Origin of the sequence: Neorhizobium tomejilense, assembly GCF_964254135.1 — a bacterium.
Taxonomy (GTDB): Bacteria; Pseudomonadota; Alphaproteobacteria; order Rhizobiales; family Rhizobiaceae; genus Neorhizobium; species Neorhizobium tomejilense.
In genome coordinates, this window is record NZ_CAXUSO020000001.1 from 82,940 (window position 1) to 101,048 (window position 18,109).

Sequence of the window (18,109 nt, forward strand, 5' to 3'; positions counted from 1 at the left end):
ATCGTCTGGCATACTCTGCCGCATGCTGCTATTGCGGCGCGTGGTTTTGACAAAAGGAGCGGGCGCATGATTCAAACCACATTTCCGGACCGCGGCGTAATGGCCGAACTGATGGCGAAGATGCTCTGGGAGATCGGAGCGGTCCATTTCAGCGCCGACAAGCCCTATAAATTTGCCTCCGGACTGATGAGCCCGGTCTATATCGACTGCCGCAAGCTGATTTCCTATCCGCGTATCCGCTCGGCGATCATGGATTTCGCGGCCGCGACCGTCATGCGCGACGCCGGTTTCGAGAAGTTCGACTGCGTTGCCGGCGGCGAGACCGCAGGCATTCCCTTCGCGGCTTTCCTCGCCGAGCGCTTGGGCCTGCCGATGATCTATGTGCGCAAGGCGCCGAAGGGCCACGGGCGCAATGCCCAGATCGAGGGCCACCTGCCGGAGGGCGCGCGCGTGCTGGTCATCGAGGACCTGACGACTGCCGGCGGCAGCATGTTCAAGTTCATCGATGCGATCCGGGCTGCCGGCGCTACCGTCGATCACGGCATCGCGCTCTTCTTCTACGATATCTTCCCGGAAGCCTACGAGCGTTTCTCGAACGGCCAGGTAAAGCTTCATCACATCGCCACCTGGCGCAATGTCCTGGCGGCGGCCAGGGAAGGCAAGCTTTTCGATGACAACACGCTCTCGGAAGTCGAGGCCTTTCTCGACGCGCCGCTGGCCTGGTCGGGACGCAATGGCGGCGTCAGCGAGATAGCGCTCTGAATTTTTGCTCTGGCCTTTTGGCAAAAGCTCGCTTAATCGATTGAAAAACTGCTGAGAAAGCGCGCGGGAGGATTTTTATGATTTTGTGCTGCGGCGAAGCCCTGATCGATATGCTTCCGCGTGACACCACGCTCGGTGAAAAAGGCTTTGCGCCTTACGCCGGCGGTGCGATCTTCAACACCGCGATTGCGCTTGGCCGGCTCGGGCAACCGACCGCGTTTTTCACCGGCATTTCCGATGATCTGATGGGTGACGTCCTGCGGGACACGCTGGCAAAGAGCGGCGTGGACTACAGCCTTGCGGCTGTTTCTTCCCGCCCGACCACGATTGCCTTCGTGAAACTCGTCAACGGCCAGGCGACCTATGCTTTCTACGACGAAGGCACTGCCGGCCGGATGATCACCGAGGCCGACCTGCCGGTGCTTGGCGATGACTGCGAGGCCATGCATTTCGGCGCGATCAGCCTGATCCCCGAACCCTGCGGCGCAACCTACGAGGCGTTGATGGCGCGCGAATACCGCAAGCGGGTGATCTCCTTCGATCCGAACATCCGCCCGGGCTTCATCAAGGACAAATCGAAACACATGGACCGCGTCCGCCGGATGGCGGCCATGTCCGACATCATCAAGTTTTCCGATGAGGACCTCGACTGGTTCGGCATGCAGGGCGACCATGACACGCTGGCTGCGTACTGGCTGGACCAGGGCGCCAAGCTGGTGGTCCTCACCCGCGGCGCGGAAGGGGCGACCGGCTATACCAAGAGCTTCAAGGTATCCGTGCCGAGCGAGCGCGTCACGGTGGTCGATACTGTCGGTGCCGGGGACACCTTCGATGCCGGCATTCTGGCCTCGCTGAAGATGCAAGGCCTGCTGACCAAGGAAAAGATTGCGGCATTGACCGAGGATGCCGTGAGCAAGGCTCTGGCGCTGGGCGCAAAGGCCGCTGCCGTCACCGTATCGCGGGCCGGTGCCAACCCGCCGTTTGCGCATGAGATCGGGCTCTAAGTCTTTGATCCAGGAACTGCCGTCGGTTCAGACCGGTGGTGTCTGGCGTGCAAACAGGATGTGCAGACCTGCATCACCCTTGCCCGATTGCGGTGCGGCGCCGAAATAACGTGCCGCCATGCCTGCAGGGCCGAGATCCTCGATATATTGGAAGCCTATCGTCGTCAGTGCGGTCGCAAGCTCGTCCGGATCGAGCAAAGTGATCCAGGGTTCTCCGGTCGCGGCGACCTTCGCCTTCATGGCCTCTGCGCGGGCACGCCGTTCCGGCGAATAGTTTTCGAGCGGCTCGGAATAGTCGAAGACGATGCCCGTTCCGGCGCCACTCGCCACGAAACGCAGCAACGAGAAAACGGTGTGGCGCTCCAGATAGGGCACGACGCCGAGCCAGATATAAAGAGCAGGCTGGTCGAGGCGAAAGCCCTCCGCCGCCAGCCGCTCGCCAAGATCCTCGCGCTCGAAATCGACCGGCACGAAGACGAGGTCGGCAGCAAGGCCTGCGGCAGCCAACCGCTCCCGTTTCCAGGCCTGGGTGGCAGGATAGTCGACCTCGAAGACCGCGAGGCCCAGATCGCGATAGGGGTTGCGCAGCCCGAGCGTATCAAGCCCGGCGCCGAGCACGACGACTTGTCTCAGACCGCGTTCGACTTCTGCGGCGAGACAATCATCCGCGAAACGGCTGCGCGCTGCAACGAACAGCCGGAACGTCCGCTCGGACGGATTGAGTGCTCGTGCGTCGGCTTCCGCCAGCGCCTCTTCGTCCAGGATCACCCGCGCATAAGGGTCCCTGAAAACGGAGCCATGATCGGCAATCTGGTGGGCGGCGCGATGGCCCGCGACTGCGCGGGCCGTACGGCTGGGTTCTTTGCCTTCCATGAAACCCTCTCTCTGTGCAAAGGAAATATCTCGGCCCCCTGACGTGAGGACCGAAGCGTTATTTCCGGGCAGCGAGCAACGCCTTCACCAGCCCCTGCGTCGAGGCGTCGTGGCCGGAAGCACTTTCCTTGCCTTCCACGACGGGCAGCAGGCCGGTCGCCAGTTCCTTGCCGAGCTCGACGCCCCACTGGTCGAACGAGTTGATGCGGAACAGCACGCCTTCGACGAACACCCGATGTTCGTAGAGCGCGATCAGCCGGCCGAGCGCAAACGGTGTCAGCTTGTCGTGGACGAAGGTGATCGAAGGGCGGTTGCCGGTGAAGACGCGGTGCGGCGCGATGAAATCGGCCTGCTTGTCATCCATGCCCTTGTCGGTCAGCTGCTTCTTGGCCTCCTCGAAGGTGCGGCCCTTCATCAGCGCTTCCGACTGCGCCAGGACGTTGGCGATCAGCAACTCGTGCTGGTGGCGCAGGTGCGGCTCGAAACTGTTGGCGGCGATCATGAACTCGGCCGGAATAACGGTCGTGCCCTGGTGGATGAGCTGATAGAAGGCGTGCTGGCCGTTGGTGCCGGGTTCGCCCCAGACGACAGGACCGGAATTGCCCTCGACCGGCGTGCCGTCGATCGTCACGCCCTTGCCGTTCGATTCCATGTCGAGCTGCTGCAGATAGGCCGGGAAGCGCAGCAGCCGCTGGTCATAGGGCAGGATCGCGCGCGACGGATATCCGAGAACGTTGCGGTGATAAAAGCCGATCAGGCCGAGCAGCATCGGCAGGTTCTGGCGCACCGGCGCGGTGCGGAAATGGGTGTCCATAGCATGCGCGCCGTCCAGGAACTTGCCAAAGTTCTCACGGCCGACGGCGATCATCAGCGGCAGGCCGATCGCCGACCAGATCGAATACCGTCCGCCGACCCAGTCCCAGAACCCGAAGATGCGGTCGCTGTCGATGCCGAAGGCGGCGACCTTGTCGAGCGCGGTGGAGACGGCGCAGAAGTGATGCCCGACGGCTGCTTCCCCGAGCTTGTCGGCGATGAAGGCGCGCGCCGAGGCTGCATTGGTCATTGTCTCTATGGTCGTGAAAGTCTTGGAAGCGACGATGAACAGCGTCGTTTCCGCATCGAGCAGCTTCAGCGTGTCGGCGATATGCGCGCCATCGACGTTGGAGACGAAATGCGCCCGCGGGCCGTCATGGAAAGGCGCCAGCGCCAGGGTGACCATGACCGGGCCGAGATCGGAGCCGCCGATGCCGATATTGACGATATCGGTGATCTTTTTGCCCGTCGCGCCCTTCAGCGCGCCCGAGCGGATGCCGCCGGCGAACTTGCCCATGGCGGCGAGCACGCCGTTGACATCCGGCATCACGTCCTTGCCGTCGACCAGCACAGCCGTATTGGAGCGGTTGCGCAGTGCCGTATGCAGGACAGCGCGGCCTTCCGTGAAGTTGATCGCAACGCCCGAGAACATCTCCTCGCGCTTGGCCGCAACCCCGCCGGCATCCGCCAGCTTTTCGAGCAGCACCATGATCTGGTCGTTCACGGCCGTCTTGGAATAGTCCATCAGGAGATCGTCGAAAACGGCGCTGAACTTGGCGAAACGGCCGGAATCGGCTGCAAAGGCGGCGCGGATATCCGTGGCATTGGTTTTCGCGACGGTGGACTTCAGGTCTTGGACGATGGCCTGCATGGGTGATTCCTCGGCACTCTGAACGGGATGATCGGGAACCTATTCCGTTTCCATGTCAAATCAAGCACGGCCGCGCCGACGATGCGTTTATTGTCCGACCGCCGTTCCCACGGCATTGCCGATCGAGTTGCCGAAGCGGTCGACTTGGTCCTTGTAGTTTCGGCGGGTGGCCGGATCGAAGATGGCGATCGGCGTGCTGACGGCTACGCTGGCGGCGCTGCCCACGGTCTGAGCCGTGCCGAGGGCCACGGCGCCGAGCGTCTCGCCGAGCCCGACGTCCGAGTCGGTCACCGTCTGGCCGGCAATCAGCCGGTTGCCGATCAGCTTTACCACTTCCGGGCTTTCGGCAAATTTGCCGTGGTTCAGCCGGTCGCCGGTCTTCAGCGCCGTGAGGTCGAGAACCACGATGCCAGCCTTCTCGAATTCGCTGCGATAGGGCTCAACAGTCGGATCCACCTGGCCGAGCCGGTCGATATTGCCGGAAATCCGTCGCGACAGGCTGAGCGCCCGATCGTCGCGGGAGACGAACAGCGTGAAATGTGGCCGCTTCTCGCCGATCTCGGCAAGCTGCTGGCCGAACACGTCGACATCGAGGTCGGGGGAGGCAAGGATGACGTTCTGGATCTTCGGCGCCACCCGGCCGTCGCGGATTGCCATCTGCCGGAGCGCCTCGACGGTCAGCCACGATCCCATCGAATGGGCCATGACGGTGATTTCCCCGACATTCGGCTCTTTCGCCAGCCGGCGCAGCATCTCCTCCAGCGCATCGCGGGAATAGTTGGTGCTTTCCTTGTCGTAGTTATAGGCAAAGATGCTGCCGCGCGACGGCCAGGTGAACAGGACCGGAGCCACGTCGGCGTTGGAGTCATGGACGATCTGGGCAAAACGGTAGACGGCGTCCTCATAGCGATTGTTGAAGCCGTGCACGAAGACAAACACCCGCCTGCTCTTGCCCAGGTGACCCTTGAGCCAGGATTCAGCCGCCGGGGTGGCAAGCGGCGTCACGGAAACGGTCGCGAACTCCTTGGCCGGATTGGCAGGCAGCTTCGACGGCCACTGCACCTGCCCGATCTCTCGGGCCTTGTCCGGCGGGATGGAGACCGCAATCTCGGTAACGACGGGTTCCTTGCCGCGCTCGCCGGAAAACAGCACGCCGGGCGTCTCGGTCGGGCGTCGCGTGGTTGCCACCAGCACGTCGACCGTCGAGGTCCCGGCGGCCTGCATCTGGGTCGGAATGAGCACGCCTTCGGGGCGCCCCGCACAGCCTGCAAGGACGCTCAGCACCGTAACGACGGCAATCACATGAGACGAAATTCCGGCGCGGCTTTCCAAGCGAACTCCAACATGCTTTGACCAGCCCCCGAGGAAAGGGCTAATCAAGGACTGCCGCATCGTCCACCGCTAACGGTAGGATTTCGGCTTTACGACACACGCTTGGTCGTCATCTGTCGCAGCGTTGCAACGGTAGGTTAGCCGCGCAGCTCCCGCCGCAGGATCTTGCCGACATTGGATTTCGGCAGCTCGGTGCGGAATTCGATGAAGCGCGGGCGCTTGTAGCCGGTGAGGCTGGTCACGCAATGGGCCTTAAGGTCCGCCTCCGTCAGGTTGGGATCCTTCTTGACCACGAAGAGCTTCACGGCCTCGCCGGAATGTTCGTCCGGCACGCCGATCGCCGCACATTCCAGCACGCCGGGATGGGTCGCGACGACCTCCTCGACTTCGTTCGGATAGACGTTGAAGCCGGAGACGAGGATCATGTCCTTCTTTCGGTCGACGATCTTCGTGTAGCCCTGGCGGTCCATGTAGCCCATATCGCCGGTCCGGAAATAACCGTCCCCCGTCATGACCTTGGCGGTTTCGTCCGGGCGGTTCCAGTAACCGGCCATCACCTGCGGGCCGCGGATGCAGATCTCGCCGACATCGCCGAGTTCCACCTCGGAATCGTCGTCGTTACGGATCGAGATTTCCGTGGACGAAATGGGAAGCCCGATCATGCCGCTGAATTCGGTGGCGTCGAGCCGGTTGGCGGTGGCGACCGGCGAGGTTTCCGACAGGCCATAACCCTCGGTGATCTGGCAATGGGTCATCTTCAGCCAGCGCTCGGCGACCGGCCGCTGCACCGACATGCCGCCCCCGAACACGAGCAATAGCGAGGAGAAGTCGAGCTTCTGGAAATCCGGGTTGTTCATCAGCGCATTGAACAGCGTGTTGAGCCCGGGGAAGATGTGGATCTTGTATTTCTGCAGTTCCTTGACGAAGGCCGGAATGTCGCGCGGGTTGGCGATCAGGATATTGTGGCTGCCGGTCGCAACCCCCATCAGCGAATTCACCGTCAGCGCAAAGATATGGTAGAGCGGCAGGGCGCAGACGAACTGAATCTGCTCCGGGCGCGGTTTGTTGAGGAAGGCGGTTTCCAGCCACAGGGCCATCTGCTCCTTGTTGGCGAGCAGGTTGGCATGCGTGAGGATAGCGCCCTTGGAAACGCCGGTCGTGCCGCCCGTATATTGCAGGAAGGCGATATCGCGAGGCGAGACCTCGACCGTTTTCATCGTCTGCCGGGCGCCTTCGGCAATCACCTGCTTGAAGCTTCGGCTCGATGGCAGCGACCATTCCGGCACCAGCTTCTTCACCTTGCGCACGACCAGATTGACGATATGGCCCTTCAGGCCGAGCATGTCGCCCATCGTGGCGACGACCACTTGGCTGATCTCCGTCTGCGGCAAAGCCTGCTGCACGGTATGGGCAAAGTTTTCGAGAACGAAAATCATCTTGGCGCCGGCATCTTTCAGCTGGTAGGCCAGTTCGCGCGGGGTGTAGAGCGGGTTGACGTTGACGACCACCATGCCGACGCGAAGGATGCCGTATACGATCACCGGGTTCTGGAGAATGTTGGGCAGCATCACCGCCACGCGGTCGCCCTTGACGAGGCCCTGGGCCTGCAGCCAGGCGCCGATCTTGCGGCTTTCCGCTTCGAGCTGACGGTAGGTCAGCGACTTGCCCATGCTCGAAAAGGCGGGACGGTCCGCATACCGGGCGCAGCTGTCTTCGAAAAGGTCTCCAAGTGAATGATGGTGCAGCGGCGGAATCTCGGCCGGCACCGTCGGCGGATAGGAGGCGAGCCAGATCTTGGGTGGATTGGCACCGGTACGTGCGGTGACTTCGTTCATGCCGACCTCCTCTATCGTTCTTGTTGTTGTCCCGCGCTTTCCCGGCGCGTGCGGCTCAGGTCCTCCACCTTCCCGCGAACAACAGATTATGCCATGCCGCGACAGCATCAAGCCATCCGCACAGATTTAAACAGCTATCCGCCTTTGACGTAAACGTCAACGAGGGGCCTGATGTTCGTATCCAGGTGCAATTGAACCGACAGCGGAACATCCCAAGGGATCGGGCGTTTTCCATCCGGTGCGAAATGCACGAGGAATCACGAAAAGGAGGTGCGCAATGTTGCATCAAGAACCACGAGCCGGACAGGATCCCTATGTCAAGGACAGCCCATCGCTGATCGCCAGCGACAAGGTCGAAGGGACAAAGGTTTATGGCGCCGACGGCAAGCATATCGGCTCCATTGTCCGCGTGCTTCTCGAAAAGCGCGGCGGTCGCGTCGGTTATGCGGTCCTCAGCTTCGGCGGCTTTCTGGGTATTGGGGACGACTACTACCCGCTGCCCTGGGAAAAGCTTCGTTACGACGAACAGCTCGATGGCTACCGCATCGACCTGACCAAGGAGCAGATCACCGGCGCCCCGCGTTACCGCGATCTCGATGACGATACCTGGTACAACGACAAGGGCCGGACGATCTACGACTATTACGGCATTCCGCCGTACTGGATGTAAGCGTTCCGCCAATGGAACTCCGGAGGCTCCGCGGTGCGGGGCCTCTTTTCGTTTATTTAATTCCTCCTGATGCAAGGTCCTCGCGACAAGGGGACGGCGATGACGGGAAAGACGGAAGCGGGCACGATCCGCGATTTCGAGCGCGGTGATATCGAGGCTGTAGCGCAGCTTTTCCAGGAGACGTTCCGCAAATCGAATGCGCCGTCGCCCTCATTGATCGCCTATCTGGAAGAAGCCTTTTTCGACCATCCCTGGGTGGAGCCCGATATTCGTTCGAAAGTCTTTGCCGGCACTGGTGGAAGGGTCTCCGGTTTCATCGGCGTCTTTCCGTCGCGCCTGGAACTTGCAGGCCGGCCGCTTCGGGCGGCCTTTGCCGGTTCGATGATGGTCCAGAACCCGAAGGAAAATCCACTCGCCGGCGCACGGCTGCTGCGCTCCTTCCTCGCCGGTCCGCAGGATATCTCACTGACAGAGACCGCCAATTCCACGGCGCTCGGCATGTGGCAGAAGGCTGGCCATCCGCTCGATCCCGGCTACAGCATGAACTGGCTGCGCATCTTGCGTCCGGCTTCCGCAGCGGTCGAGGTCCTGGCCAGGCGGTTACGTCCCGCGGCCCTCCTGCGTCCCTTCGGCCGGATCGCCGACCGTGGCTCGTCTCTGGTCCGTATGACGCCTCTTCGGCCGGCCGAACGCAGCGCCTCGAAGATCACGTTCCGCGATGTCACCCGCGAGGAGTTCGGCACGGCGCTTCTGACGCTTGCCTCGAACTACCCCCTTCGCCCGCGCTGGGATGATCGCTCATTGGGGTGGTTCCTGGATCAGGCGGAAAACAAGCGGAATTTCGGCTATCCGGAATGGCGCGTCGGCTTTGCTCCCGACGGGCGACCGGTTGCGGCCTATGTCTATTTCGCCGGTCCCGGCGAGATCGCTTGGCTGCTGCAGGCATTGTCGGTGCCGAATGCGGCAGCGGAAATGGTCGACGACCTGTTTGCCCACGCTTACGAAATGGGATGCTCCGGCATACGCGGCGGCGGGCATCCATGGCTGATCCCGACGCTGATGAGCCGCAAGACAATTTTCTACGGCCGCTCGTTCTTTGTCGCGCAGGCGCGCGACAAGAGCCTGCTGGAGCCGATCAGGTCCGGCCAGGCGCTGATCAGCGGCCTTGCAGGAGAAAGCTGGACGCGCCTGATCGGCGACCGGTTCGACTGAGACTTCTCAGCTGAGCATCGTCACCGGCTCGGCATGCAGATATTCCGCCACCTTGCGCTTCGAGGCGATATTGCGCCAGACGGCGTCCACCTCGTCCGGTGTCAGCCCGGCGGCGTCGCCGACCTCTTCCCGCGTGATGCCATTGTCGAGCCCGTAGAGGCAGAGGTCCATGCGATCATAGGGAAGCGAGAAATAATACTCGTCCTGGCCCTGCGGCAGCGACCATGTGTCCGTCGTCGGCGGGCGCCGGCGAATGTCGGCGGGCACGCCGAGCGCTTCGGCAAGCTGATAGACCTGGCTCTTGTAGAGATGCGCGATCGGCTTGAAGTCGGCTGCGCCATCGCCGTTCTTCACGAAGAAGCCCTGATCGTATTCGAGCCGGTTCGGCGTGCCGGCGACGGCAAAGTTCAGCCGGTCGGCATGATAATATTCGATCTGCTTGCGGGTGCGCTGTTTCATGTTGGCCGCCGCGATCATGCCGAGATAGACTTCCAGCGGCATGCGGTGACGGCTCTGTTCGCCGGCCGGATTGGCGACCACCAGCCAGGAAATATTGTAGCCGCGGCCGGTCAGCGCATTCTCCAGCACCACCTTGCAGCCCCAGCCTTCGGAAAATTCCGGGACGACCTGGCGGATGAAGCCGTCGCGGCGGGTGTAGCAGCCGGCCGCGGCAAGCGCCGGTCCGATATCTTCGAGCACGGTCTCCACGCCGACGGCTTCGGCCAGCGCCTTGCCGAGCTTCAGGCTGTCCGGATCGGAATCATGTTCCGGCATGAAGATGCCCGTCACCTTGCCCGGACCGAGCGCGCGGGCGCAAAGGGCCGCGGTGACGCTGGAATCGATGCCGCCGGACAGGCCGAGCACCGCGCCGCGCTTGCGCAAATCCTTCAGCACGGTCTCGCGCAGCCAGCCGCAGATGCGCTCGATCTCGGCCTCCGCATCGAGCTTCAGCGTCTCGGCCGAGAATTTTCCCGCCTTCTGGGCCTGCTTCAGGCTCTGGATCATGCGACATTCCCCCGTGTGACTGTGTTTGTTTCGTCCGCGCCGAGCCGGATCTTGCCGGTCGTCGTGCGCGGCAGCGCGTCGCGGAACTCGACGCTTTTCGGCACCATGTAATCTTCAAGCAACTGAGCGCAGTGGCGGATGATTTCCCGCTCGGTCAGCGTCACGCCGTCCTCCACCACCACATAGGCGCGGACGACCTGGCCGAAGATCGGATCGTCGATGCCGCCAACCGCCGCTTCCTTGATGCCGGGCAGCGCATAGAGCGCGCGCTCGACTTCCTGCGGGCTGACTTTTTCGCCGCGCGTCTTGATGATGTCGTCGCGCCGGCTGACGAAATAGAGAAATCCGTCCGCATCCGCCTGGAAGAGATCTCCGGTGTGCAGCCGCCTGCCGCCAGCAACCGGCGAAAGTGCCCTGACCGAGGTCAGGTCGTTGCCCCAGTAACCGGACATCACATGCGGCCCCTCGACGACAAGTTCACCGATCGTGCCCGGAGGAGCGGGACGTCCGTCCTCGTCGATCACGAAAGCGCTGGTGCCGGGAATGGCGCGGCCGACCGAAAGCGGCCGGCGGGAAACCTCTTCAGGTGGCAGGTAGGTGGCACGCAGACATTCCGTCTGGCCGTACATCAGGAAAAGCTGGGTATCCGGGAAAAGCTGCTGAAGCCGCTCGACAAGGGCCGGCGGCATGGCCGCTGCGGCGCTGGTGATGGTGCGCAGATGCGGCAGAAAGCCCGGCTCCAGATCCTTCATGCCGGTAATCAGGGCGGCCATCGGCGGCACGAGCGGGAAACCCGTCGCCTTCACCTCTGCCAGCCGTTCGAGGATCTTCCGCGGAAAGGCGAAGCTCTTTTCGAGAACCAGCGTACCCCCGGCCATAACCATCGTCACCACCTGTGTGATGCCGTAGCCGAAGGACAGCGGCAGGACGCTGAGCACGACGTCCTCGGACGTATTGCCGAGATAGGCAACGATCGCTTCAGAGGCGGCGCCGACATTGGCGTGGGTTAGCATCACGCCCTTCGGCTGGCCGGTGGAGCCCGAGGTGTGAAGCAGCAGCGCCAGCGCTTCGGTGTTTTCGAATCTCTCGAGTGGTACCGAAACCTCGTCGCGGACCAGATTTTCGAACCGCAATCCATGACCGAGATCGTCGCCGGCGTCCGCCTGGGCGACGATCGTCAGCGGCTGCATCTTCGCCATGGCGATGGCCGCATTCACGGTTGCTCGCTGGCGGGCATGGGTGATGACCGCGGAAGCCTCTGTGCTGTTTAGAATGACAGAGAGCTTTTCCGCCTTGATCGACGGATAAAGCGGGCAGGGCACGGCACCCGCCTTCCAGAGGCCAAAAAAGCTGACCACCGCCTCATGGCTGTTGTCCAGCACCATCAGCACCCGGTCACCGGGCTTGATGCCGCCGCCGGCAAGGCTTGCGGCGAGGCGATCGGACAAGGCATCGAGTTCTGCGTAGGTCAGCCGGACGTCGCCCGCGATGAGCGTGAGCTTCGTCCCGAAACGTCTGGCGCTATCGCGGAGCCTAGCCTCTATGCGCACCGGCGCAGCCTCAGGCCGCTGCCAGCTTGATCGACAGGTAGCTCGTCATGTTGTCGATACTGTCGAGGTTTTCCGGAACGATTTCATCGTCGGCGACGGTAATGCCGTAGGTCTGTTCCAGGAAGGCGATCAGCTCGAGCACGCCGGTGGAATCGATCACGCCGCTTTCAAGCAATGACTGGGTGTTGGAAACCTGCGCGTCGGCCCGGAAAAGAAAATTTTCCGCGATGAACTCGCGCACGCTGTTTTCGATTGCTTCCGCCATCGACGGCCCTCTCCACAAATGGTTTTTGCCGCGCGGATGCGGCGCGGTCGATTGAAAAGGCATCTTCCAGACTATCCCTGAACGTTTTGCTAATTTGTAAAACGCTTTTGTCCACAAGCTTAACCGCATCCAAATGCCGCCCTCGACGTTGATGCATCCATGAAGATCGCGACCTTCAATGTGAACGGCGTCAACGGTCGCCTCGGCCTACTCTTGGAATGGCTTGAGGAGGCGGCGCCGGACGTGGTCTGTCTGCAGGAGCTGAAGGCGCCGCAGGAGAAGTTTCCGGCAAAGACGATCGAGAAGGCGGGCTACGGCGCAGCATGGCACGGCCAGAAAAGCTGGAACGGCGTCGCAATCCTTGCCTGCGGTGCCGATCCGATCGAGACGCGCCGCGGCCTGCCGGGCGATCCGGAGGACCTTCACAGCCGCTATATCGAAGCCGCGGTGCAGGGCGTGCTGATCGCGTGCCTCTATGCTCCGAACGGCAATCCCGCCCCGGGGCCAAAATTCGCCTACAAGCTTGCCTGGTACGAGCGGTTTCTGGTGCATGCTCAGGCGCTGCTGGAAACAAGTGCGCCCATCGTCCTTGCCGGCGACTACAACGTCATGCCGACGGATCTCGATGTCTACAAACCGGAACGCTGGCGGGATGACGCGCTGTTCCGGCCGGAGGTACGAGAGGCCTTTTCCCGGCTGCGGGAGCAAGGCTGGACAGATGCTATCCGCAAGCTGCACCCGGGCGAGCGCATCTATACGTTCTGGGATTATTTCAGGAACGCCTGGGGCCGAGACGCTGGTCTGCGGCTCGACCACCTGTTGCTCAGCCCCTCGATCGCGGACCGGTTGCAGGCAGCCGGCGTCGACCGCCACATTCGCGGCCGCGAACATGCAAGCGATCACGCGCCGGCCTGGATCGAACTCGGCGACTAGGTGAGATCGATCGCCATCTCGAACTGGGTGAGGCTACTTTTCCGCCAGCCGATCCGCCGCATGAAGCGGTCGAGCAGGCCTTCCGGCACGTTTTCGATGATGAAGAGCCGGCGGCCCGGATAACGGGCGACGAGGGCATCGGTCAGTGACCGGCCAAACCCCTGCCGGCGATGGGCGGGATCGACCGCGAGGCCGAAGAGCCGGATATCCTTGCCCGAGTCATCCAGAAGTACGGCCGCCTTGTCATCGAGCGCGAAACCTTTCAGCGGCGCGCCGGCCCTCTCAAAACTCCGGGGATCCGTCTGCCAGGAGAGACCGGCATCGGTGAATTTTACGAGCATCGCCGCGGCCGTCTTCAGGTCGCTTTCCTTGGCCGGCGCCACATCCGGAGCGGCAAGCTTGCGGCTGCGGCCGAAGCCCACAAGTTTGCGGGTAATCACGAAGCCGAGCGACAGATAGAGATCGCGCGCCCGCTCATTGGTGTCGATCACTTCGAGGATGAGCTTTCGGTCGCCGCGCGCCTTCGCCGCCTCGATAGCATCCAGCATCACGCTGCGTCCGAAACCGCGGCCGCGGATCGTCGGCCCCATGCCGATCGCGCCGACCCGCGAAAGATCGCCCCGCCGGCCGATCAGCAAAATGCCCGCCGGCTTTTCGCCGTCGAAATAGACGAAGCTCTCGTCGAGATCGACATGATCGCGTTCGATGCGTAGCTGCAGCGACGGGACCGTCACATTCATCGGCACCACATAGCCCGAAAAGCCGGCGGCAAAACCTTCGGCGGCATCTTCCAGGCTGCAATCCGACAAGCGGCGATGGGAAATGGCGGATGTCATGACCTCTCTCCCGAGCGTGTTGCTTCAGAGCACGTTGGACGGCGAGCCCTTTTCGAAGTTCTCGACATGGGTGATGACTTGCGCCCAGAGCGTCTGCATCGCCTCGTCGCTCGCCCAGGCCACATGCGGCGTGAGGATGAAGTTCGGCCGCTCCAAGATCGTCAGCAGCGGATTGTCCGGCGCCGGCGGCTCCTTGGTCAGCACGTCGAAACCGGCGCCACCGATCAGGCCCTCGTCGAGCGCGGTCACCAGATCGGCCTCGTTCACCAGGCCGCCACGGGCGGTATTGATGATCAGCGGATGCCGCTTCATCTTTCGGAACTCGGGCAGGCCAATGAGGTCGCGGGTCGCCGGCGTCAGCGGCATGTGAAAGGTGATGATATCAGACGTTTCCAGCACCTCGTCGAAGGCGGTGTAACCGGGCTCGACCTTTTCCGCATCTTTCCGGGCCGCGAAGATGACCTTCATGCCGAACGCCTCGGCGATCGTCGCCACCGACTTGCCGAGCGTGCCGCGGCCAAAAATGCCGAGCGTCGAACCGGCCAGGTCCTTGATCGGGTGGTTGAAGAAGCAGAACTGGTTGGCGCGCTGCCATTCGCCGGCGATCACATCCTGGCGGAAACCGACGATCGAGCGGCGCAGCGCGAAGATCAGGCCGAACGTATGCTCCGGCACGGTGTTGACCGCATACCCGCGCACGTTGGAGACGGTGATACCGCGCTCCTTGGCGAAGGCGAGGTCGATCACGTCATAGCCGGTCGCGGCGACCGCGATCATTTTCAGCTTCGGGGCATTTGCGATCGATTGCTCGCGCACCGGCGCCTTGTTGGTGATGACAATATCGGCATCCGCGATACGGGAAGTCACATCCTCCGGCGCCGTCTTGCCATACTCTACCCATTCATGAGCGAACGCGGGCCGGGTGATCGTCACCGACGGGCCGATCGTGTCGCGATCCAGAAATACGACCTTCATCGCGAAAATTCCTGCATGATTTGAAACTCCTCCCAATCGAACCCACGGCGGCCGAAGCGCTGGCCGCAATGGATTTCTCGTATATCATCCCGCCCGCCGACCGGAAGGCAAAAGTGCGGAGAATGGCATGGGTGAAGTGTTGACGCTCGATTGCGTCGTCATCGGCGGCGGCGTGGTGGGGCTGGCGGTGGCCCGCGAAATCGCAATCGCCGGGCGCGAGGTCGTGCTCCTGGAAGCCGAGCCGATGACTGGCAGCATTACCTCTTCCCGCAACAGCGAAGTCATCCACGCCGGGCTTTATTACCCGACCGGTAGCCTCAAGGCCGAACTCTGCGTCGCCGGCAAGGAGAAGCTCTATGACTATTGCCGCGACCGGCATATTCCGCACAAGCGATGCGGCAAGCTGGTAGTCGCCTCGAACGAAGCCGAAGTCGCCTATCTCGAAAAACTGTTGAAGCAGGCACAAGCCAATGGCGTCGACGATTGCCGGCTGATCGACGGCACCGAACTTGCCCGCCTAGAACCACAGATCACGGGCTTTGCAGCACTCGTCTCCCCATCGACCGGCATCATCGACAGCCACGGACTGATGGAAGCTTATATCGCCGATATCGAAGCGCATGGCGGCAGCGTCGTGCTCAACTCGCCCGTCCTTGGCGGCGAGCTTCTATCCGATACGGCGCGGCTTTCGGTCGGCGGTCGCGATCCCGTAGAGATCGAGGCGAACCTGGTGGTCAACTCGGCCGGCTTAAGCGCCTGGGCGATCTCCGAAGGCATGATCGGCCTCGACAGGGGAACTATCCCCGAGCGCCACTACGCAAAAGGCTGCTATTTCTCATTGACCGCCCGCGCGCCCGCAGAACGACTGATCTACCCGGTGCCGGAGACCGGCGGGCTCGGCGTCCACCTGACGCTTGATCTCGCCGGCCAGGCGCGGTTCGGCCCGGATGTCGAATGGGTGGAGACGATCGATTACGACGTCGATCCCCGCCGCGCCGACAAGTTCTATGGAGCGATCCGCCGCTACTGGCCAAATCTGCCGGACGGCGCCCTGCAGCCTGCCTATTCGGGCATGCGGCCGAAAGTAGTCGGTCCGAACGGGGGAGGGGCCGGCGACTTTATCATTCAGGGGCCTGAAACGACCGGCCACCCGGCCTATACCGCGCTTTACGGCATCGAAAGCCCTGGCCTGACCGCCTCCATGGCGATCGCGGAGAGGGTTAAGAGCTTGAGCTTGGGTTGAGGTAGGAGTCCGAAGGCCCCTCATCCGCCTGCCGGCACCTTCTCCCCAAGGGGAGAAGAGATATGTCGCGCCGTCTCTCGACTTCTTTGCCTCAGTTGTTTGGGTGCGCAGGCGCCGCCGCTCATCCTCTCCCCTCGGGGAGAGGTCCGCCGAGCAAAGCGGAGGCGGGGTGAGGGGGACACTTGCTCGGCTTCACTAATGAGGGATTCTCAAAACGCCGCGCGCCTGTCGTGTTTGGCGAGACGGGTGAGCAGATAGTCAACTTCGGCCTTGGCGGTCGGGGAAAGCATCTGCGCCGGTTTGCGCTGCGCATCCGAGGTGATGACGCCGCGCCGTTTCAGCACGTGTTTGCGGATCGCCAGACCGATGCCGGCCTGCTGCTCGTAGCGGATCAATGGCAGATGCGCATCGAACAGATCATGCGCCTCGTCGCGTTTGCCGGCGGCGAAGAGGCCGACCAGTTCCGTCAGCATGTCGGGGAAGCCGTAGCCGGTCATCGCGCCGTCGGCGCCGCGTTCCGGTTCGAAATCGAGGAAGAGGCCGCCATTGCCGCAGAGGATCGAGAACGGGCGCAGTTCGCCGGCCTTCTGCATGGCACGCAGCTTCGAGACCTTTTCCAGCCCCGGCCAGTCCTCGTGCTTCAGCATCAGGCAGGATGGGTGGTTGGTGATGATCCTGGCGATCACGCCCGGCGACATGACGACCGTCAGCGTCAGCGGATAGTCCTGCAGCACCCATGGTACGTCGTCGCCGACCGCTTCGACGGCGCCGGCAAAATAGCTGACGATCTGGTCGTCGGTACGCAGCGCAGGCGTCGGGGCGATCATCACGCCGGCAGCGCCCATGTCCATCGCATCGCGTGCCAGCGACCGCATGCCCGCAAAGCCCGGCGCCGAGACGCCGACGATGATCGGAACTTTGGCGCGAGAGACGACCCGTTTGATGATGGCGCGGCTTTCGTCCGGCTCCATCTTCGGCGCCTCGCCCATGATCCCGAGAATGGTGATGCCGGTGCAGCCGCTCTCTTCATAAAAATCCGTCAGCCGGTCGATCGAGGCAAAATCGATCGATCCGTCTTCGAAAAACGGCGTGGTGGCGATGGCGTAGACGCCTTTGGTCTCGATCCCGAAGGTCATTATTGGGCGTCCTTCCAGGCCTGGTAGCGGGCTTTCGTTTCGGCGTTCATCGGGTAGAGGCCGGGCAGCGGCACGCCCCGGTCGACCTCGGTCATGATCCAGCCTTCCATGCGTTCCTGTTCCGGCGCTTCGGCGACAACTGCGTCGAGCAGCTTGGCGGGGATCAGCACCGCGCCGTCATCATCCACGACGACGATATCATCCGGAAAAACGGCAACGCCGCCGCAGGAGATCGGCTCCTGCCAGCCGACGAAAGTCAGGCCCGCGACGGAAGGCGGAGCAGCGATACCGTCGCACCAGACCTTCATGCCGCTGCCGAGCACGCCTTCGGCGTCGCGCATCACCCCGTCGGTCACAAGCCCAGCCACGCCGCGCTTCGCCATCCGCGAGCAGAGAATATCGCCAAAAATGCCGGCATCGGTGACGCCGAGCGCGTCAGCCACCGCCACGCAGCCTTCCGGCATGGCCTCAATCGCCGCGCGGGTGGAGATCGGCGAAGCCCAGCTTTCCGGCGTCGCCAGATCCTCGCGGGCGGGCACGAAACGCAGCGTGAAGGCAGGCCCGACCACGCGGCCCTGGCCCGGCTTCAGCGGCTTGGTGCCGCGCATCCAGACGTTGCGCAGGCCCTTTTTCAAAAGCACCGTGGTCAGCGTGGCGGTGGAGACACCTTTCAGCGTCTCGATGATCTTGGGGTCCAGCGGCATGAATTCTCCTTGGGAATCTTGAATGCCGCCTTCGCAGGCGGCGGGCGATATTCGGTCGCGACTTCTCGTTCGTCAAGGAACTAACGCCCC

General features: G+C 62.7%; 17 protein-coding genes. 6 read left to right on the plus strand and 11 right to left on the minus strand.

All coding sequences use genetic code 11. From position 1 onward, the window contains the following. Positions 1-66 precede the first annotated feature (66 nt). Both ACSQ3G_RS00425 and ACSQ3G_RS00430 read left to right on the plus strand, forming a co-directional pair. Entirely contained in the window at positions 67-762 is a 696-nt protein-coding gene (locus ACSQ3G_RS00425) for an orotate phosphoribosyltransferase (RefSeq protein ID WP_046630533.1), read from the plus strand. Between the two features lie 77 nt (positions 763-839). Continuing rightward, entirely contained in the window at positions 840-1,766 is a 927-nt protein-coding gene (locus tag ACSQ3G_RS00430; protein WP_436108669.1) for a carbohydrate kinase family protein, read from the plus strand. A 27-nt stretch (positions 1,767-1,793) separates the two neighbouring features. On the opposite strand, the gene ACSQ3G_RS00435 is transcribed toward ACSQ3G_RS00430, so the two are convergent. From ACSQ3G_RS00435 to ACSQ3G_RS00450, 4 genes are all read right to left on the minus strand, one after another. Beyond that, a complete protein-coding gene (locus ACSQ3G_RS00435; protein ID WP_436108670.1) occupies positions 1,794-2,639 on the minus strand; it encodes a class I SAM-dependent methyltransferase in 846 nt (281 codons plus the stop codon). A gap of 58 nt (positions 2,640-2,697) precedes the next feature. Next, positions 2,698-4,323: a glucose-6-phosphate isomerase gene (gene pgi, locus ACSQ3G_RS00440; RefSeq protein WP_436108671.1), complete on the minus strand. Its 1,626-nt coding sequence runs from the start codon at positions 4,321-4,323 to the stop codon at positions 2,698-2,700. An 87-nt stretch (positions 4,324-4,410) separates the two neighbouring features. Beyond that, positions 4,411-5,655, minus strand: coding sequence for an alpha/beta hydrolase (locus ACSQ3G_RS00445; protein WP_436108672.1), 1,245 nt, complete (start codon positions 5,653-5,655; stop codon positions 4,411-4,413). 137 nt (positions 5,656-5,792) lie between these two features. Next, the gene (locus ACSQ3G_RS00450; RefSeq protein WP_436108673.1) at positions 5,793-7,490 is read right to left on the minus strand and encodes a long-chain fatty acid--CoA ligase; all 1,698 of its coding nucleotides are present in this window, start codon (positions 7,488-7,490) and stop codon (positions 5,793-5,795) included. Positions 7,491-7,767: 277 nt separating this feature from the next. On the opposite strand from ACSQ3G_RS00450, the gene ACSQ3G_RS00455 reads away from it, so the two are divergent. Both ACSQ3G_RS00455 and ACSQ3G_RS00460 read left to right on the plus strand, forming a co-directional pair. Next, positions 7,768-8,160 (plus strand): PRC-barrel domain-containing protein, encoded by a 393-nt coding sequence (locus ACSQ3G_RS00455; protein ID WP_105404153.1) that lies wholly within the window; start codon positions 7,768-7,770, stop codon positions 8,158-8,160. Between the two features lie 99 nt (positions 8,161-8,259). Continuing rightward, positions 8,260-9,372, plus strand: coding sequence for a hypothetical protein (locus ACSQ3G_RS00460; RefSeq protein ID WP_436108674.1), 1,113 nt, complete (start codon positions 8,260-8,262; stop codon positions 9,370-9,372). Positions 9,373-9,378: 6 nt separating this feature from the next. On the opposite strand, the gene nadE is transcribed toward ACSQ3G_RS00460, so the two are convergent. The 3 genes from nadE to ACSQ3G_RS00475 are packed head-to-tail and all read right to left on the minus strand — an operon-like array spanning position 9,379 to position 12,192. After that, complete coding sequence (nadE, locus tag ACSQ3G_RS00465) at positions 9,379-10,377, minus strand: NAD(+) synthase (protein WP_436108675.1); 999 nt, start codon at positions 10,375-10,377, stop codon at positions 9,379-9,381. After that, on the minus strand, positions 10,374-11,927 hold the full coding sequence (locus ACSQ3G_RS00470; RefSeq protein WP_436108676.1) for a class I adenylate-forming enzyme family protein: 1,554 nt from the start codon (positions 11,925-11,927) through the stop codon (positions 10,374-10,376). The genes nadE and ACSQ3G_RS00470 overlap by 4 nt, the downstream gene beginning before the upstream one ends. Positions 11,928-11,937: 10 nt before the next feature. Further along, complete coding sequence (locus ACSQ3G_RS00475; protein WP_105404149.1) at positions 11,938-12,192, minus strand: acyl carrier protein; 255 nt, start codon at positions 12,190-12,192, stop codon at positions 11,938-11,940. Between the two features lie 159 nt (positions 12,193-12,351). Between ACSQ3G_RS00475 and xth the strand changes: the two genes are divergently transcribed. Beyond that, positions 12,352-13,125 carry an exodeoxyribonuclease III gene (xth, locus tag ACSQ3G_RS00480; RefSeq protein WP_436108677.1) on the plus strand — a complete coding sequence of 258 codons (774 nt, stop codon included), beginning with the start codon at positions 12,352-12,354 and terminating at the stop codon, positions 13,123-13,125. Here the strand turns inward: xth and ACSQ3G_RS00485 are convergent. Continuing rightward, positions 13,122-13,961, minus strand: a complete 840-nt coding sequence (locus ACSQ3G_RS00485) for a GNAT family N-acetyltransferase (RefSeq protein WP_436108678.1) — start codon at positions 13,959-13,961, stop codon at positions 13,122-13,124. The two genes, xth and ACSQ3G_RS00485, sit on opposite strands and share 4 nt — an antisense overlap. A gap of 24 nt (positions 13,962-13,985) precedes the next feature. Next, complete coding sequence (locus ACSQ3G_RS00490) at positions 13,986-14,936, minus strand: D-2-hydroxyacid dehydrogenase (protein WP_436108679.1); 951 nt, start codon at positions 14,934-14,936, stop codon at positions 13,986-13,988. A gap of 127 nt (positions 14,937-15,063) precedes the next feature. On the opposite strand from ACSQ3G_RS00490, the gene ACSQ3G_RS00495 reads away from it, so the two are divergent. Further along, positions 15,064-16,179: an NAD(P)/FAD-dependent oxidoreductase gene (locus tag ACSQ3G_RS00495; RefSeq protein ID WP_436108680.1), complete on the plus strand. Its 1,116-nt coding sequence runs from the start codon at positions 15,064-15,066 to the stop codon at positions 16,177-16,179. Positions 16,180-16,388: 209 nt separating this feature from the next. Here ACSQ3G_RS00495 and ACSQ3G_RS00500 read toward each other — a convergent pair whose 3' ends face one another. Next, positions 16,389-17,315 (minus strand): dihydrodipicolinate synthase family protein, encoded by a 927-nt coding sequence (locus ACSQ3G_RS00500; RefSeq protein WP_436108681.1) that lies wholly within the window; start codon positions 17,313-17,315, stop codon positions 16,389-16,391. Further along, the gene (locus ACSQ3G_RS00505; RefSeq protein ID WP_038583504.1) at positions 17,315-18,019 is read right to left on the minus strand and encodes a ribonuclease activity regulator RraA; all 705 of its coding nucleotides are present in this window, start codon (positions 18,017-18,019) and stop codon (positions 17,315-17,317) included. The genes ACSQ3G_RS00500 and ACSQ3G_RS00505 overlap by 1 nt, the downstream gene beginning before the upstream one ends. Positions 18,020-18,109 lie beyond the last annotated feature (90 nt).

What these genes read in the sequence shown, in the direction of transcription:
- ACSQ3G_RS00425 (WP_046630533.1), top strand. Translation starts at nt 67, where the DNA reads ATGATTCAAACCACATTTCCGGACCGCGGCGTAATGGCCGAACTGATG.
- ACSQ3G_RS00430 (WP_436108669.1), top strand. Translation starts at nt 840, where the DNA reads ATGATTTTGTGCTGCGGCGAAGCCCTGATCGATATGCTTCCGCGTGAC.
- ACSQ3G_RS00435 (WP_436108670.1), bottom strand. Translation starts at nt 2,639, where the DNA reads ATGGAAGGCAAAGAACCCAGCCGTACGGCCCGCGCAGTCGCGGGCCAT.
- pgi (WP_436108671.1), bottom strand. Translation starts at nt 4,323, where the DNA reads ATGCAGGCCATCGTCCAAGACCTGAAGTCCACCGTCGCGAAAACCAAT.
- ACSQ3G_RS00450 (WP_436108673.1), bottom strand. Translation starts at nt 7,490, where the DNA reads ATGAACGAAGTCACCGCACGTACCGGTGCCAATCCACCCAAGATCTGG.
- ACSQ3G_RS00455 (WP_105404153.1), top strand. Translation starts at nt 7,768, where the DNA reads ATGTTGCATCAAGAACCACGAGCCGGACAGGATCCCTATGTCAAGGAC.
- ACSQ3G_RS00460 (WP_436108674.1), top strand. Translation starts at nt 8,260, where the DNA reads ATGACGGGAAAGACGGAAGCGGGCACGATCCGCGATTTCGAGCGCGGT.
- nadE (WP_436108675.1), bottom strand. Translation starts at nt 10,377, where the DNA reads ATGATCCAGAGCCTGAAGCAGGCCCAGAAGGCGGGAAAATTCTCGGCC.
- ACSQ3G_RS00475 (WP_105404149.1), bottom strand. Translation starts at nt 12,192, where the DNA reads ATGGCGGAAGCAATCGAAAACAGCGTGCGCGAGTTCATCGCGGAAAAT.
- xth (WP_436108677.1), top strand. Translation starts at nt 12,352, where the DNA reads ATGAAGATCGCGACCTTCAATGTGAACGGCGTCAACGGTCGCCTCGGC.
- ACSQ3G_RS00485 (WP_436108678.1), bottom strand. Translation starts at nt 13,961, where the DNA reads ATGACATCCGCCATTTCCCATCGCCGCTTGTCGGATTGCAGCCTGGAA.
- ACSQ3G_RS00490 (WP_436108679.1), bottom strand. Translation starts at nt 14,936, where the DNA reads ATGAAGGTCGTATTTCTGGATCGCGACACGATCGGCCCGTCGGTGACG.
- ACSQ3G_RS00495 (WP_436108680.1), top strand. Translation starts at nt 15,064, where the DNA reads ATGGGTGAAGTGTTGACGCTCGATTGCGTCGTCATCGGCGGCGGCGTG.
- ACSQ3G_RS00500 (WP_436108681.1), bottom strand. Translation starts at nt 17,315, where the DNA reads ATGACCTTCGGGATCGAGACCAAAGGCGTCTACGCCATCGCCACCACG.
- ACSQ3G_RS00505 (WP_038583504.1), bottom strand. Translation starts at nt 18,019, where the DNA reads ATGCCGCTGGACCCCAAGATCATCGAGACGCTGAAAGGTGTCTCCACC.